14 protein-coding genes are annotated in these 14,801 nt (G+C 63.7%); 4 read left to right on the top strand and 10 right to left on the bottom strand.

Going from position 1 to position 14,801, the window contains the following annotated elements; genetic code table 11:
- Positions 1–84: 84 nt before the first annotated feature.
- The 6 genes from shc to BUS06_RS24015 form a co-directional block, all read right to left on the bottom strand.
- Complete coding sequence (gene shc / locus BUS06_RS24040; RefSeq protein WP_074266921.1) at positions 85–2,187, bottom strand: squalene--hopene cyclase; 2,103 nt, start codon at positions 2,185–2,187, stop codon at positions 85–87.
- Positions 2,184–3,461 carry a hydroxysqualene dehydroxylase HpnE gene (gene hpnE, locus BUS06_RS24035; protein WP_074266920.1) on the bottom strand — a complete coding sequence of 426 codons (1,278 nt, stop codon included), beginning with the start codon at positions 3,459–3,461 and terminating at the stop codon, positions 2,184–2,186. The genes shc and hpnE overlap by 4 nt, the downstream gene beginning before the upstream one ends.
- Positions 3,461–4,309 (bottom strand): presqualene diphosphate synthase HpnD, encoded by an 849-nt coding sequence (hpnD, locus tag BUS06_RS24030; RefSeq protein ID WP_074266919.1) that lies wholly within the window; start codon positions 4,307–4,309, stop codon positions 3,461–3,463. The genes hpnE and hpnD overlap by 1 nt, the downstream gene beginning before the upstream one ends.
- Before the next feature lie 220 nt (positions 4,310–4,529).
- A complete protein-coding gene (locus tag BUS06_RS24025; RefSeq protein ID WP_074266918.1) occupies positions 4,530–5,465 on the bottom strand; it encodes a sensor domain-containing diguanylate cyclase in 936 nt (311 codons plus the stop codon).
- A complete protein-coding gene (locus BUS06_RS24020) occupies positions 5,462–6,085 on the bottom strand; it encodes a chemotaxis protein CheC (protein ID WP_074266917.1) in 624 nt (207 codons plus the stop codon). The genes BUS06_RS24025 and BUS06_RS24020 overlap by 4 nt, the downstream gene beginning before the upstream one ends.
- A complete protein-coding gene (locus BUS06_RS24015) occupies positions 6,078–6,446 on the bottom strand; it encodes a response regulator (protein ID WP_074266916.1) in 369 nt (122 codons plus the stop codon). Before BUS06_RS24015 ends, BUS06_RS24020 begins: the two co-directional genes overlap by 8 nt.
- A gap of 687 nt (positions 6,447–7,133) precedes the next feature.
- Between BUS06_RS24015 and BUS06_RS24010 the strand changes: the two genes are divergently transcribed.
- Both BUS06_RS24010 and BUS06_RS24005 read left to right on the top strand, forming a co-directional pair.
- Positions 7,134–9,401, top strand: coding sequence for a hybrid sensor histidine kinase/response regulator (locus tag BUS06_RS24010; protein WP_074266915.1), 2,268 nt, complete (start codon positions 7,134–7,136; stop codon positions 9,399–9,401).
- A gap of 269 nt (positions 9,402–9,670) precedes the next feature.
- Positions 9,671–10,603: a hypothetical protein gene (locus tag BUS06_RS24005; protein WP_074266914.1), complete on the top strand. Its 933-nt coding sequence runs from the start codon at positions 9,671–9,673 to the stop codon at positions 10,601–10,603.
- A gap of 262 nt (positions 10,604–10,865) precedes the next feature.
- On the opposite strand, the gene BUS06_RS24000 is transcribed toward BUS06_RS24005, so the two are convergent.
- Positions 10,866–11,141 (bottom strand): DUF6723 family protein, encoded by a 276-nt coding sequence (locus tag BUS06_RS24000; RefSeq protein WP_074266913.1) that lies wholly within the window; start codon positions 11,139–11,141, stop codon positions 10,866–10,868.
- A gap of 11 nt (positions 11,142–11,152) precedes the next feature.
- Positions 11,153–11,437 (bottom strand): hypothetical protein, encoded by a 285-nt coding sequence (locus BUS06_RS23995; RefSeq protein WP_074266912.1) that lies wholly within the window; start codon positions 11,435–11,437, stop codon positions 11,153–11,155.
- Positions 11,438–12,105: 668 nt separating this feature from the next.
- Here BUS06_RS23995 and BUS06_RS23990 point away from each other — a divergent pair.
- Together BUS06_RS23990 and BUS06_RS38325 are read left to right on the top strand one after the other, a co-directional pair.
- The gene (locus BUS06_RS23990; protein ID WP_074266911.1) at positions 12,106–12,714 is read left to right on the top strand and encodes an RNA polymerase factor sigma-70; all 609 of its coding nucleotides are present in this window, start codon (positions 12,106–12,108) and stop codon (positions 12,712–12,714) included.
- Positions 12,695–12,904, top strand: a complete 210-nt coding sequence (locus tag BUS06_RS38325; RefSeq protein WP_254368949.1) for a zf-HC2 domain-containing protein — start codon at positions 12,695–12,697, stop codon at positions 12,902–12,904. The genes BUS06_RS23990 and BUS06_RS38325 overlap by 20 nt, the downstream gene beginning before the upstream one ends.
- Before the next feature lie 25 nt (positions 12,905–12,929).
- Here BUS06_RS38325 and BUS06_RS23980 read toward each other — a convergent pair whose 3' ends face one another.
- Entirely contained in the window at positions 12,930–13,220 is a 291-nt protein-coding gene (locus BUS06_RS23980; RefSeq protein ID WP_074266909.1) for a DUF1272 domain-containing protein, read from the bottom strand.
- Positions 13,221–13,377: 157 nt separating this feature from the next.
- Positions 13,378–14,754 (bottom strand): GntT/GntP/DsdX family permease, encoded by a 1,377-nt coding sequence (locus BUS06_RS23975; protein ID WP_074266908.1) that lies wholly within the window; start codon positions 14,752–14,754, stop codon positions 13,378–13,380.
- Positions 14,755–14,801 lie beyond the last annotated feature (47 nt).

The raw sequence follows: 14,801 nt of genomic DNA, 5'->3' as shown, positions 1-14,801 counted from the left end.
CCCGTGACCGCGATCACGGGCAGCCTGCTTCCGCCTGCCTTGGATGAAGGGAACAACTGACTAGAACCAGAAGACGTAGACACACTACATCCCGACCGTAACGCGCGTCAGCCCGTCACGTTTCAGTTGCCGGTAACGCGCCAGTGCCCAGAGCGGGAAGAACTTGCGATAGCCGTGATAGCGCAGATAAAACACACGCGGAAAACCGGTGGCGGTAAAGCGGGCTTCATCCCACAGACCGTGTTCGCGCTGCTCGCGCAACAGATACTCGATGCCGCGCGCCACCGCCGGATGTTCGACGCACCCCGCCGCCATCAGCCCGAGCACGCCCCACGCGGTCTGCGACGGCACGCTCGGCGCGCGCTCGTAGCCGCGGTAATCGAGCTTGTAGCTGGTGCCGTCCTCGCCCCAGCCGCCGTCGTCGTTCTGGATCGACACGAGCCACTGCGCGGCGCGCTTCATGCGCGGGTCGTCATGCGTCATACCAGCGGCGTTCAGCGAACAGAGCGCCGTCCACGTACCGTAGATGTAGTTCATGCCCCAACGGCCATACCAGCTGCCGTCCGACTCCTGTTCCTTGAGCATGTAGTCATACGCGCGGCGAGCCGGCTCGCTGTTGGCCGGCAGTTCACCCAGTTGCGCGAGCATCGACAGACAACGGCCCGACACGTCCGCAGTGGGCGGGTCAAGCAGCGCGCCGTGATCGGAGAACGGAATGTTGTTCAGGTAGTACTGCGTGTTTTCCGGCTCGAATGCGCCCCAGCCGCCGTCGCTGCTCTGCATGCCGACCACCCACTCGCGGGCGCGGGCAATCGCCGCATCATCGACGTTCGACTCCGTGAGCGCCGCCGAGCGCTGCATGGCCATCACCACCACGGCCGTATCGTCGACGTCCGGGTAGTACGCGTTTGCATACTGGAACGCCCAGCCGCCGGGACGCACATCAGGGCGGCGCGAGATCCAGTCGCCGCGCACATCGAGAATCTGCAACGGACGCAGCCATTGCAGACCGCGCTCGGCAGCCTGCTCGGCACGCGGCTCGCCGGTTTCGAGCAGCGCGTGCGCCACGAGCGAGGTGTCCCACACCGGCGACAGACACGGCTGACAATATGCTTCGTCATCCTTGATGACGAGAAGCTTGTCGAGCGATTGGCGAGCAATCGCTCGGCTCGGATGATCGGCCGGATAGCCCAGCACGTCATACATCATCACGGAGTTGGCCATCGCCGGGAAAATCGCGCCGAGTCCGTCCTCGCCATTCAGACGCTCGTCGACAAAGGCAACGGCCGCCTTGACCGCACGCTCGCGCGTGTACTTTGGAAACAGGCCGTCGACCAGGCGAAGCACGTTATCGACGCCGCGGAAGAAGGTGAACCAACCCTGATGCTGATGCGGGGCACGCGGCAACAGTCCGGTTGTGACGGGCGCGCCGCGGAACAGTTCGTCGATACGCACGCCGCGCGGGTTGCGCGCCACCGGGCGCTTCGCGTTGAGCACGAGCAGCGGCACAATCACGGTACGCGCCCAGTACGACACCTTCGACAGATGGAACGGGAACCACTGTGGCAACAGCATTATCTCGACCGGCATCATTGGCACTGCATACCAGGAGACCACGCCGAACAGCGCGAGCAGGACGCGCGTGAAGACGTTGGACGCTTCTGCGCCGCCGTGCGAGAGAATCGCTTCGCGGGCGCGGCGCATATGATCGGCATCCTCAGGATCGCCAATCATCTTCAGCGCGAAGTATGCCTTCACGCTTGCGCTGACGTCGAGCGCGCCATCCGTGAAGAGCGGCCAGCCACCGTTCGACAACTGGATGCGGCGCAGATAGCGCGCGATCTTCTGCTCGAGTTCCACGTTCGGCTCTTCGCCAAGGTAGTGAGTCAGCAGCACATATTCGGCAGGAATCGTCGCGTCGGCTTCGAGTTCATAGACCCAGTGGCCATCGGGGCGCTGCGCCGCGAGAATCGCGTCGGTCGCGCGGGTGACGGCGGCGTCCAGCGTGGTGGCGGACTGTGTAGCGGCACCAACGCCTGCAGTGGCGGTAGCCGCAGCAGCGTCGGGCTCGCTCGCGGGCGAAACAGCGGCCACCCCGGACGCGTCAGGTGAGACGACTGCGTCAGGAGAATCGGCTGAATCGTCTTGATTGGCGCCCGTCGTCTGGGCAAGGGAAAAATCGTTCATCTGCGTTCCATCGGTTCGTTCAGCAGCGTATCCGCGGCCTTCTGGCCGGAGCGGATCGCTCCTTCGATCGTCGCGGGCAAGCCAGTGGCCGTCCAGTCTCCCGCGAGCGTCAGGTTTTTCCAGCGGGTGCGCGTGCCGGGGCGGCGCATTTCTTCGCCCGGTAGCGCGGCAAAGGTCGCGTGGCGTTCAGACACGACCTGCCAGGCCGGCATGGGTTCGAGCGGCAGGCTCGCGGCCTGGGCGACTTCGGCCCAGACCGTCTTCGCAAGCGTTTCGTGCGGGGTGTCGAGCAAGCGGTCGGCACCGCTAATCGTCACCGAAAGACGCCCGTCGAATGCGAACAGCCACTCGGCCGTGCCGTTGAGCAGCCCCATCAGCGGCGGCACCCCGAACGGCGGTTCCACGGCAAAGTGCACGTTGAGCGTCGCGCTAAAGCGCCGCGGCGCCTGCAGACCGGGCACAAGCGTCTGCGCGATATCCGGCGGCACCGCCAGCACCACCGCCGCCTGATCGTCGAGTTCGACGCGCTGATTGCCGTCGCCTTCGGCAAACTCCAGCGCGCTCACCCGGCCCGTGTCCGCAAACACAATTTCCTTCAGTTGCGCGCCAAGCCGTATCGCCGCCCCGCCATGCTGCAACAGACGCAGCGCCGGATCGACGAAGGCGCTGCTCAAGCCATTGCGCGCCAGCAGCGGCCGGCACGCTTGACCACCAGCCGCAAGCGTCTCGCGAATCATCGCGGCGGCCAGTTCGGCGCTCGCCTCGCGCGGCTCGTGGTTGAGCATCAAGCGGAGCAGCGGCCGCAGCAAGCGGTCCCAAAGCACCCCGTCGCAGCGCATGGTCTGCGCCATCGTCCGGCCGGGCTTCGCCAACAGCAGCGGCGCGAGCATCAGATAGTCGCCCGGATGGGTATTGGGCACCCGCGCGGCCTGATCGAAGACCCACAACGGCAAGAGTCCAGCCGACGGACGCACGGTCCAGCGCGCCCGTGTCGCCAGGTCCATGAACGGATATTCGGGCTGAGTGGGCCCGACCAGCTCGTCGAACGCGCCAATCGCACGCACGTAATTCAGCGTCGCGTCGTTGCCCGACATCACCAGATGATTGCCACTGTCGATGGTCGCACCGAGCGTCCGATCGTACCAGGAGCGGCAGCGTCCACCCGCCTGCCCGGCCGCGTCGTACAACACGACCTGCGCGCCGCGCCGCTGCAATTGCACGGCGGCGGCCAGACCGGCGAGACCCGCGCCGATCACGTGGACGAGTTTCGGCATCAGAAAAACGCGTACCGGGCGACGATCCACAACAGACGCGCCTTAGGCTTGCTGACCTTGGTGCGCGGCAGATCGAAGCCGCGTTCAACGGTGCGATCGAGAAGACAGCGATAGACCCCGGACATGATGCGCGGGGCGCGAACGTGATTGCGCGGCGAGGCGTCCATGATCGCGTCGGCCTGGGCGAAATGCTCGCGCGCGAGCTTCACCAGCTTGCAGCAGACGCGCGGCAGCGACGGATCGTCGGCAATAATCGCGGGCGTCGTCGTGGCGATACCTTCGAGCGCGAGCAGTTCGCGCGGCAGATAGCAGCGGTTGATGTCCGCGTCTTCGTCGATATCGCGCAGGATGTTGGTCAGCTGCAGCGCCCGGCCCAGGTGATGCGCCAGCTGGCGCCCGGGCTCTTCCTGCATCCCGAAGATCCTCACCGACAGACGCCCCGCGGCGCTCGCGACACGGTCGCAATAGAGGTCGAGGGTGTCGTCGTCCGGCGCGCAGATATCTTCGGCGGCATCCATCGCCATACCGTCGATCATGGCGTGGAAATCTTCGCGTTGCAGGTGAAACGTGTGGATGTGCCGCGTCAACGCGCGCAACGAAGCGCGCGGCGCGCCGGCATAGCACGCGTCTATATCGGCGCGCCAGCGCTCGAGTCCAGCCGAGCGCTCGGCGCGCGGCAGGTCGCTATCGGCGATATCGTCGACAGCGCGGCAAAAAGCGTAGACCTGATACATCGCGTCGCGCTGCGCCGCTGGCAGGATGCGCATCGCGAGGTAAAACGAGCTGCCTGACGTGGCGGCAGCGGCGTCGGTTTCAGTATCGTCCACGACAAGATTGGAAACAGCCAAGACGATCTCCGCTGAGGGGCCCTCTGGAGGCGGTCAAGAAATCGGAAGCGTGCCCGCCCAGAGGGCAGGCCGCGCGCGCGGACACGCGCGATAACACCGGCAAGGGATACCGGAAACGGCGAAAAGTATAACAATCTTTGCGAGACGGCGCAGTTTGAGGGCGCAATCGGCCAATCTTGCGGATGACAAGGCGGCGCGGCGGCAGGCGGCGCCAGACCGGTCAGATAAAGGCGACCGAGCGGTTGCGGCCCTGACGCTTGGCGCTGTAGAGCGCGGCGTCGGCCTCGTTGATCAGCACGTCATAGTTCGGCACGCCGACCCGCGCCGATGCACCGCCGACGCTCGCCGTCACCGGTACCTGGGCGCCCTGCACCTCGACCGGCTCGTCGCCAATCGTATGACGGATTTTCTCGGCCACCTGCATCGCGTCTTCGAGCGGCGTGCATGGCAGGAGCAACGCGAATTCCTCGCCGCCGAAGCGGCCGAACGTATCCTGCACTCGCACCACCTGCGCAACCCGTTGCGCCATCTCGCGCAGCACCGTGTCGCCAACACCGTGGCCGAACTGGTCGTTGATCTTCTTGAAGTGGTCCAGATCGAACAGCAGCAACGACATATCGCCGCCGTAGCGCTGCCAGCGCGTGTACTCGTCGCGCAGGCGCGCTTCGAAATAGCGACGGTTCGCGATGCCGGTCAGGCCGTCGCGGTCCGCGTACTCCTGCAGCTTGGCAACCGCCTCTTCGCGCTCGCGCTGCACGATGCTCACGTGCGTTACATCGGAGATGGTCACGCACACGGCCACCACCTCGCGGTCGCGCGTGAGCGGCATAAAGGTGCAGTCCTGCTGCATGAAATCGACGCCGCCGGTAATGGGCCGGTCGTGGTCGAACTTGAACAGATAGGGCCGCTGCTCCCATGAACTGAACGCGAAGCTGCCGAGCTGGAACACGCTCTCCAGCTTGCGGGTCAGCCACACGCGCGGCAATTCGGGAAAATTGGCGAAAATCGACTTGCCGACCACCTTCTCGGCCGATAAACCGCTGTGATCCTGCATGAAACGGTTCCACATCAGCACGTTCATATCGCGATCAAGCACGAAAATTCCGAAACCGACGCGTTCGACAACGAGATCGCTTAGCGAAGCGGAGACATTCATAGACTGGACAGCAACGCGTCGAGCGCGTCATTCATGTGCACGATGGACTCTTCGGCCATCAGCATGACAAGGTGGGCGCGGAAACTCTGGTCCTCGAGCGCGAAGTTGACTTCGACCAGCAACGCGACTTCCCAGCCGAGCAAACCGGGCTGAAACACGTCCTCGAGCGACATCGACTCGCCGAGCAGACCCGGCGCCGAAAATACCGGCGTGCGGCCAAGCTGCTCGAGGATGCACGAGACGCAAGCGCCGATCAGCACATTGGCGACGTCGAAGATCACTTCCTGCTGGCTGACGGCCTCGTAGGCCGAACGCGGATACGGGTCGTTCACCAGCGCGCACAGCTGGTCGATGCTGCCGCTGCGGCAAATGACCAGGGCCTCGCCCTTGATGTCGGAGCGGAAACCCTGGCGCACGGCGCTCACGGTCTCCTGAATGCCGGTCATCTTGCGCAGCGCCGCAGCCGCGTCGCTTACCTCGACCACCTGCACGCGCGGCACGGACAGCTCGATAAACGTATCGAGCAGGCGAGCGAGCCGCGTCGCGGCCTGGCCCATCGCAAGGTTCGCAACCTCCTGCAGCGCGTCGCGCCGATCTTCGTTGAGGACTGGCTCACTCATACAACCCGTACTCCTTGAGGATGGGTAGTACTGCCTCGGGAGTGACGGGCTTGGCGATGAAGGCAATGGCGCCCAGGCTGCGCACGCGCGCCTGGGCCATCGGCTGCACATCGGCCGACACGACGATCACGAACGTGTTCAGGTCCTCATGCTGCAGCGCCTCCAACACCTGATAGCCGGTCATGTCCGGCATCGTCAGGTCGAGGAACATCACGGACGCCTTGCCTTCGCGATACAGCGAGAGCGCTTCGCGCCCATTGGATGCGTAGCTGACGTCCACATCCCACTGCGGCGGCAGCGCCTTTGTGAGCACCTTGCGGGCAAGCAACGAATCGTCGGCGATCACAATGGGCAATGACATGGCGGGAGGGTGAAAACGGAATGGGCTCGGTCGGATTAACGGCCTGGATCAAAGTTTCTTTAGCGGCCCGGACACAGACCGGCCGAAGCATGCCTCGACGCGAGCGGGACTACCAATTGCGTGAATGACGAACAGCAAGGGACGGCACACGCAGTTGCGCGTGCGATGGGAACGATGCGGATGCGCGCGTGCGCACGCGGGACGATAGCGATGACCGGCATGTTCGAGCCTACCCCAAAGGTGGTTCTGCGCGGCCGAATGGATGAAGGCGTACCCCAGCCTGTCGCGCGCGTTTCCGCGAACTCCCTCCGTCACGCTAGCAATGCGTTCTCGGGCTGGCCCTCGCGGCAAAGACGTCCGAGCATGGCGGACGCACTTTTTATCGTGGCAGGATTCTTAAATTATTCCAGCGAAAAGGCAACTCGCCAATATGGATTTAACGAACAGAAATCACTCGCCATATGACAGTTTGTGGGTTTTATATATCCTCAAACGCAAGCTATGACCCGTTTATGCTTTTGTGTACGTTTGCGCTTCTGGATTCTTCGCTGTTTGGAGAAAAAACTTTCGCATCATTCCCGAGGTCTATTGTTACCGGTTTCGACAATCCTTCCCGGCAAATTCCGGGTTCTCGTATGATGGTAGGCGTAAGGTTTTCCGTCCCAGACGACAGTAGCGGTATTAAAGATGACATCCGACCGGTCCGACCCGCGCGACGCGAGTCGCCTCTCCGCTGAACGCGAAGACGAGGCGCTGTTCCCGGTCGTCCCGGAGCAGAATTTCCACGTCCGGCGCATGACGCTGATCGCCCTGCTGATCGCGGCGATCGTGCTACCGTGCGTCTACGTAGCGGCCATGGCCGTCAGCGATCTGCACGCCCGCGAAGCCGACGCCACCGATCTGACGGTGCACACGGTGCGCGTCGGAGAAGAACACGCGCTGAAAGTGTTCGACATGAACGAAGCGCTCGACGCGCGCGTCGTCGATCTGGTGCAGGGCCTCGACGACAACGGTATTCGCGCGGACGAAGCGCAGATCCATGACAAGCTACGCACCATGGGCGGCGGTTACCCCCAGGTCGCAGCGGTGTCGATTTTCGGCGAGGACGGCTCGCTCCTCGCGAGCAGCCGGTTCAATCCGCCCCCAGCCGTGTCGATCGCTAACCGCGACGACTTCACCGGCATTCGCGACGGCAAGGTACTCGAACACGTCTCGAAGGATATGGTCGGCCAGGTTGCCGGCGAAAGTGTGTTCAACACGGGCGTCGCGCGGCGCAACGCTGACGGCGGCTTCGCCGGGGTGGTCTCGGTCGCCTTACGGCCGGGCTACTTCATCGCCTTCTATCAGGAACTGCTCGGCGGCACCAATACGCCGATGACCATGAGCCTGACCCGCGCCGACGGCTCGGTTCTCGCCCATTACCCGCCGGCGCCTGGCCAGCCGGCCATGATCACGCCCCACACGCAGCTCAGCCAAGCCTTGGCTCAAGGCAGCCACGCCGGCGTGGTCCGGCTGCACTCGGTGTTCGCCAACGACAACCTGATCGTGGCGTACCGGCGCGTCGGCGCCTATCCGGTCTACGTGTCGTGCGGCTACCGCACGTCGGCGATCTGGGCGGCCTGGTACCGCCATCTGAGTGTGCTGATCCTGTCGATGTTCACGCCATCCATCGTGCTGTGGTGCGTGATCTGGTTGTCGCTGCGGCGTCTCGGTGCGGAAGAGGAAGCGTGGGAGCGCTGGCAGGCCGAGGCTTCGATGCGGCGCTCGATCGAATCCGCCTATCGGCAGTCGCGCAAGATGGAAGCGCTCGGCAATCTGGTGGGCAGCGTCGCGCACGACTTCAACAACCTGCTGATGATCGTCTCGGCGAATGTGCAGATCGCGCGGCGGCGCGGCGCGCCGGGGCTCGATCGCGAGCTCTCCGCCATCGAGCGGGCGCTCAAGAGCGGTCAGTCGCTCACGCGCCAGCTGCTCGGCGTGGCGCGCAAGCAGCCGTTGCGCAACGAGACGCTCGCCGTCGAGCGCTGGCTGCCGGCCTGTCGCGAATTGCTGCGCGCGTCGCTGGGCGCAAAAGTTTCGCTCGTGATGGACATCGGCACCGACGTCTGGCCGATGCGCGTGGACGTCGCAGAACTCGAACTGGCGCTGATCAATCTCGCCGTCAACGCGCGCGACGCCATGCCCAACGGCGGCCGCTTCACCGTCCGGGCAGCCAACATTACCTTCCGTCATGAAGACGGCTTTCCGCTGACGGGCGATTTCGTGCAACTCTCGCTCGAGGATACCGGTGTCGGCATGCCGCCGGACGTACTCGCCCGGGCCTTTGAGCCGCTCTTCACGACCAAGCCGAAAGGCATGGGCACCGGCTTGGGCTTGCCGCAGGTGTTCGCATTTTGCGAGCGCTCGGGCGGCCTCGCCGCGATCGACAGCGCGATCGGCGCGGGCACCTCGGTGCGGCTGTACCTGCCGCGCGCCGCGGCGCTGCCGGAGGTCGAACGCCCCGTCGAGCCGAACGTCGAAGACACGGGCACGCCGCAAGGCTTGCGCATCCTGCTGGTCGAAGACAACGACGAGGTCGCCGCCGGCACCGAAGCCTTGCTGCAGATGATGGGCCACCAGGTCACCTGCGTGTTCAACGCGGATACCGCGCTGCGCCTGTTCGACGAAGCGCACGCCAGGCAGAAGCGCACCGGCGATCCGCTGCCGTTCGACCTGGTGATCTCCGACATCCATATGCCCGGTACGACAAACGGTATCGACCTGGCCGAAGCGGTTCAGGCCTTCGAAACCCGCCTGCCAGTCATTCTCGTGACCGGTTATGCGGAAGAACTCGACCGCGCACGACATGTCGACGTTCGGGTACTGTCCAAACCGTTCGATATCGCCCTCCTCGACAAGCTGCTGCAGGATATCCAGCACGATCTGGCACAGAACAGTGCGCATTCCGCGAATTGACCGTGTTACGGCGGGTTTCGACGCTGGGTACGCGGGACTTTGAATTTTCGGCAGCGCAGCACGCACGGCCCGAATTACCAGTTGTTGTAAAAGAAGCGCCTTGCCAGGCTGCCGGCCTCCGCCTCTAACTCGCTAACCCACGTGGCACATGGCTGTGCAGACGCGCCGCCTGACGCTGCGTGAGGGTCCGGCACGATCGTTGCGCGTCTCGACCAGTAGAAGGCTCCGCGCTATCGCGGCGGCCGTCAGTAAAACGTAGGGAGACAGCCATGCGACATACCGTGATTGGTTTATTCGGCACTTACGCCCAGGCGGAGAGCGCGCGCGACACGCTCGTGCAAACGGGTTTCGCCTATGACGCCATCGAGTTGCAGGCCAACCCGGTGCCCTCTGCGACCGACGCAGTCGAAAACGCCGGCGTGCTGGCCAATATCGAGCGCTTCATCTCCAGCCTGTTTGCCAAGGAGCCGCGCGCGCCGGAGGCAGAGCGATATACCGACGCCGTGCGCCGCGGTGCGGTGCTGGTTTGCGTCAACGCTGCCAGCGAGTCGCACGCGGAGCTCGCCAGTAGCACCCTGGCACGGCTGGGCGCCACCGACATCGGTGAACGCCAACCGGGCTGGGACACAGAACGGGACGAACCGGCCGCCCGCCGGGAAAACTCGGTACTCGACGAACTCGGCATAGGCGGCGTCAATACGCCGCCCTCTGCGAGCGTCGCCCCGGGAGATCCACGGCGAGGCGTGCCGCCCGTGCCTGCCGACCCGCTAGTCGACGAGCCTTTGACGGCGCGGCCACTCAGCGAAGCGGCCACGCTCAACACCATTGCCGCTGGCAGCGCGCCGGGGTTTGGCGCCGTGTTCACGCCGGTCGATGTGGCGCCCGCCGCGCGACGCCCGGAACCCATCGAAGGCGAGACGATTCCGGACGAGTTTCTCGAGTATGAAGAAGACTTCCGCAATCATTACGACGAGCAGTACGCGAGCGAGGAAGCTCGCTACGAAGACTACGTGCCCGCGTATCGCTACGGCGCGACGATTGCCCATGACGCGCGCTTTCGCGACCGCCCCTGGGACGACGTCGAGCCGGAAGCCCGGCGCCACTGGGAAACCACGTCACCGGCCGCGACCGATACGTGGGAACGGTTCAAGGCAGCGGTGCGGCATGGCTGGGATCGCGTGACGGGACACCATCACGTGTGACGCGTGAAGGCGCTTCGCGGGAGGTTGCGGTGGATAACCCTGCGGCCTCCAAAGTTATCCACAATTTCGCTGAATAACCTTGTGGATAAGTGGAGGTTTTGCCTTTGCAGTCAAGCACGTCTCCGGTCTGAGACGAATTAAGGCAAATGGCCGCTGTCGGAGCGTGGCGCGGTAGTGCGACGGAGCGGAAAAATGGCGCTATCGTCCGGTCACGCCGACAACCCGCAAGACGCCGGAATAGCGTCTGTTCTTTCGCCTGCGGTTACTCCGGTACGGCGATATCCCCATCTACAAGCTGCAAGCCGTACGTTTGCGCGTACAGTTCCGCAGCTTGTGCGTCTTCGAAAAACGGCATGTCCGCATGCCCCTGGAACGGGTAGATCGCCCGCCCATCGCTCAAACGTGTGACCTTAAGCGTCGGCACAGTCCCGCTCGACGTACGGCGCGACGATACCGCAACGTGATAATTCTCCCGGCCAGGGCGATCCGGCTGGTCTTGTAGCGGCTGGCGCCGGGCGGTGGTAGTGGAATAGGCCATCGGGACGCCGTTCACAACCCGACGATCGACTGGCCGGCAATCATGCCGTCAATGACCTGTTCCGCGTGACTTGCCGAGGCCATCCGCGCATCGCCCGTCGTGCCGAAGGGCGAGCGGCTTGGCACGCGAAATACGCGGCTCGTCGTCATCGTGTCGTCCTTGCCGCGCCGGCAGATCTTCACCGCGGCATCGAAACCCGCATCGTAGTGACGCGTGCCGTTTGCTCCCCGAGGCTGATGCGGATAAACCAACGGATAAATCTCGAGTCCGCGGTAGCTTCTGATGATGTTGTTCATGGTAGTTGTCTCCCGTAAGTGGTTTGCCGGGTGGCGATCGCGGTATGGACGCCGCCTTTTGCGCGACTCACAACACACGACTGCGGTTTCTGCGGCAAACGGTTCTGCGACTGGCGCAGGGATGTCGATACGCGCAAACGAAGGTCGCCTCCGTTACGTTGGAGCAGCGGCCACGCGTAGTGACTTAAAGAGGGATCCTGATCGATCCGGGAAGCGCGATAAAGCGAAGACGTGAGGGGGTCGGCGCAAGCGCGCGAGAGATCAACAAGCGGTTGAGCCACTGTAGCACGTATGCACCCAAATGACGCGGGACATTTGAATGGTGGCGGACCGCGCGAGGATCGTTGCCTCGCGGCGAAAATGTTCGAGCGCCCCGTTCAAAGAGAAAACATTCAATATTGCCGATACCGCTGTCATAAACGCGCGCTTTTACCGACTTATCTGTGTTTACGTCGCCGCTGCAGGCAAATCCATGCTGAACTTCCGTCTGCTACAGCAGGAGCGAGCGCGAAGATGAGCGCCACGCCCCATCTTCGATACCCCAAATATCCACACATGAACACCATCGATCTTGCAGCGCGTCCGAACAGACGCGTTAAAGCGGCGCCGGGCCCGATTGGGGATTCAGTTGACGCTTGCCCGGACGCCGTACGGCGGTGGGACCGGGCATGAGGCAAACGGCGGAGCGGGGTTTCGACGACCCGGTTTATCTGACGCAACTGCGGCGCGATCTGTTGCGCTTCGCCCGACTGCAGTTGCGCGATGCAGCCGCCGCCGAAGACGCCGTCCAGGAAGCGCTCGCCGCGGCGTGGTCGCAAGCGGATCGATTCGCCGCGCAATCGGAGCACAAGACGTGGGTGTTCGGGATCTTGCGGCACAAACTGGTCGACACCCTGCGCGCCCGCAAACGCACGGTGAACCTGTCAGCGCTCGACTCCGAACTCGACGACGAAGCGTTGCTCGACCGCGAGCTTTTCAAGGACAACGGCCACTGGTCGAAAGAGGCCAAACCGCGTCTATGGCCGACGCCCGAGACCGCGCTACGCCAGCAGCAATTCTGGCAGCTCTTCGAGATGTGCCTCGATCATCTGCCGGAACATATCGGCCGTGTGTTCATGATGCGCGAATTCCTCGATCTGGACACTGAAGAGACATGTACTGAATTGCAGATAACCGCCAATCACTGCAGCGTCCTGATGTATCGCGCACGGCTACGGCTGCGCACCTGCCTGACCGAAAAGGGCCTTTCCGGAGAAGATGCGAATGGGGAAATGTAAGCACATCACGCGGCTGCTATCCGACGCGCTCGATCGGCCATTGAAGGCCGGCGAGTGGATCGCGGTCGGCCTGCATCTTCCGATCTGCAGCGGCTGCCGCAACTACCGCAAACAAATCAGTTTGCTGCGGACGGCGTCGCGCGAGTTAAGCGGGCTCGATGGAGCCGGCGAGGTCCATTCTGACGATTGACGCGCCGGCAAGCGACCACAGCGGATTAGCGCTCGCCGGGCGGGATCGCGCGATACCGTTCGAGAAAGGCCGCGTGGCCGGCTTCGTTGATGTGTACAGAATGCCGCTGCGCGCCTGCGGGATTTTTGGCGAGCATCGCGCGCGGACGGATGGGCCGGGGCTGGAAATTGCCGCCGCAATTCGGACACACGTTGTCGAGCGTGCCTAGCGCGCAATTTTCGCAGAAGGTGCACTCGTAACTACAGATCATCGCGTCGGGCGCATTGGGCGGCAATGACTTGCCACATCCTTCACAGGACGGTCTCAGTTCCAGCATCGCATGCTCCCACGTTGAGAGAAAGAAAAAGGCGCGTTCGCTGCGCCCTTCGATACGAGACAGTGTAGGTGCTGCTGCAGGGCAGGCGAGGTGCCCATCCTGCGGCAGGCGGGTACCAAGGTACTGCCACGGCGTGTGGACGCGGTAGCGATCCGGCTTAGGTCAGGACACTCCACATCAAGAGCGTCAGCGCGAGTCCAACCACCGACACAATAGTCTGCAGGATCGACCAGACGAAAACGGTCTGCTTGAGTTTCAATCCGAAATATTCACGCACCATCCAGAAACCTGCATCGTTCACGTGGCAGAAGAACACCGAACCCGCGCCGATAGCGAGCGCCAGCAGCGAATTGTGCGTCGGGCTGAGGCCGATGACGACCGGCGCGACGATACCGGCCGTCGTCGTCGTGGCGACGGTGGCCGAGCCGGTGGCCTGGCGCAACGCGACGGCGATCAGCCAGGCGAGCAGGATTAAAGGCAGGTGCGCGCCGACCGCGATCTTGCCGATAGTCGTGCTGATGCCCGCGACCACGAGCGCCTGCTTGAGTCCTCCACCTGCGCCGATGGTCAGAAGCAGCGCCGCGATCGGCGGCAAGCTTTTGCGCAGGATGCCGCTCACGCGGTCGCGCGGCATGCCTCGCGACCAGCCGAGCGCCACGATGGCGAACAGCACCGTGAGCCCGAGGGCAATTAGCGGCTCGCCAAGAAAATTAAGCGCGTTAAAGAGGAACGTTTCCGGTTGCAGCGCGAGTTTCGCGACGGTGCGCCCTAACATCAAAATGACGGGCAACAGGATCGTGATCAGCGAAATGGCGAAGCTGGGCGGTTCGGCCGTATCGGTCTGCGCGGAGAACAGTTTGCCCATTTCCTCCGGCTCGGCCACGTCCATTCGCCCGGACAACCAGATGCCGTAGAGCGGTCCGGCCAAAATCACCGCCGGAATGGCGACGATCAGACCCAACCCAAGTGTCAGGCCGAGATCCGCGTGCAGGGCGCTGACGGCGATCAACGGACCTGGGTGCGGCGGCAGCAACGCGTGCAACGTGGTCATGCCGGCGAGGGCGGGAATTGCGATGCGCAGGATCGGCTGCTGGGAGCGCCGCGCCATCACGAAGATGATCGGCACCATCATCACCAGTCCCACTTCAAAAAACAGCGGCATCCCGATGATGATCGCCACCAGGGCCATCATCCACGGCAGTGAGCGCGGCGTGGAGTGCTTGAGGATGGTCGAGACGAGCCGGTCCGCTGCGCCGGACTCGGCCATCAACGCGCCGAGCATCGCCCCCAGCGCGATGATGATCCCCACATCTCCAAGCAGCGCGCCCGCTCCCTTGCTGAAAGCACCTGCCACCGCTTCGAGCGGCAGGCCGGCGGCAAACCCGGCAGCAAACGTGCCGACCAGTATCGACAGGAACGGTGCCAGTTTGAGCGCACTGATAAAGACGATGATCAGCGCAAGCCCTAGTACGCACGACAGGATCAGTTGGGTGTCGTGGGGCGACCACGGCGCGAGTGTTGTCGGTAAATGCACGATGTCCCTTTGTGTTGATTGACGCCTCCGCGGCCACGCGCGGATGA

The organism is Paraburkholderia phenazinium, from assembly GCF_900141745.1.
In the GTDB taxonomy this organism is placed as follows: Bacteria; Pseudomonadota; Gammaproteobacteria; order Burkholderiales; family Burkholderiaceae; genus Paraburkholderia; species Paraburkholderia phenazinium_B.
This window is presented reverse-complemented; position numbering and strand designations above follow the sequence as displayed.

What these genes read in the sequence shown, in the direction of transcription:
- BUS06_RS23990 (WP_074266911.1), top strand. Translation starts at nt 12,106, where the DNA reads ATGAGGCAAACGGCGGAGCGGGGTTTCGACGACCCGGTTTATCTGACG.
- BUS06_RS23980 (WP_074266909.1), bottom strand. Translation starts at nt 13,220, where the DNA reads ATGCTGGAACTGAGACCGTCCTGTGAAGGATGTGGCAAGTCATTGCCG.
- BUS06_RS24015 (WP_074266916.1), bottom strand. Translation starts at nt 6,446, where the DNA reads ATGTCATTGCCCATTGTGATCGCCGACGATTCGTTGCTTGCCCGCAAG.
- BUS06_RS23995 (WP_074266912.1), bottom strand. Translation starts at nt 11,437, where the DNA reads ATGAACAACATCATCAGAAGCTACCGCGGACTCGAGATTTATCCGTTG.
- BUS06_RS24005 (WP_074266914.1), top strand. Translation starts at nt 9,671, where the DNA reads ATGCGACATACCGTGATTGGTTTATTCGGCACTTACGCCCAGGCGGAG.
- shc (WP_074266921.1), bottom strand. Translation starts at nt 2,187, where the DNA reads ATGAACGATTTTTCCCTTGCCCAGACGACGGGCGCCAATCAAGACGAT.
- BUS06_RS24000 (WP_074266913.1), bottom strand. Translation starts at nt 11,141, where the DNA reads ATGGCCTATTCCACTACCACCGCCCGGCGCCAGCCGCTACAAGACCAG.
- BUS06_RS24020 (WP_074266917.1), bottom strand. Translation starts at nt 6,085, where the DNA reads ATGAGTGAGCCAGTCCTCAACGAAGATCGGCGCGACGCGCTGCAGGAG.
- BUS06_RS24025 (WP_074266918.1), bottom strand. Translation starts at nt 5,465, where the DNA reads ATGAATGTCTCCGCTTCGCTAAGCGATCTCGTTGTCGAACGCGTCGGT.
- hpnE (WP_074266920.1), bottom strand. Translation starts at nt 3,461, where the DNA reads ATGCCGAAACTCGTCCACGTGATCGGCGCGGGTCTCGCCGGTCTGGCC.
- BUS06_RS24010 (WP_074266915.1), top strand. Translation starts at nt 7,134, where the DNA reads ATGACATCCGACCGGTCCGACCCGCGCGACGCGAGTCGCCTCTCCGCT.
- BUS06_RS38325 (WP_254368949.1), top strand. Translation starts at nt 12,695, where the DNA reads ATGCGAATGGGGAAATGTAAGCACATCACGCGGCTGCTATCCGACGCG.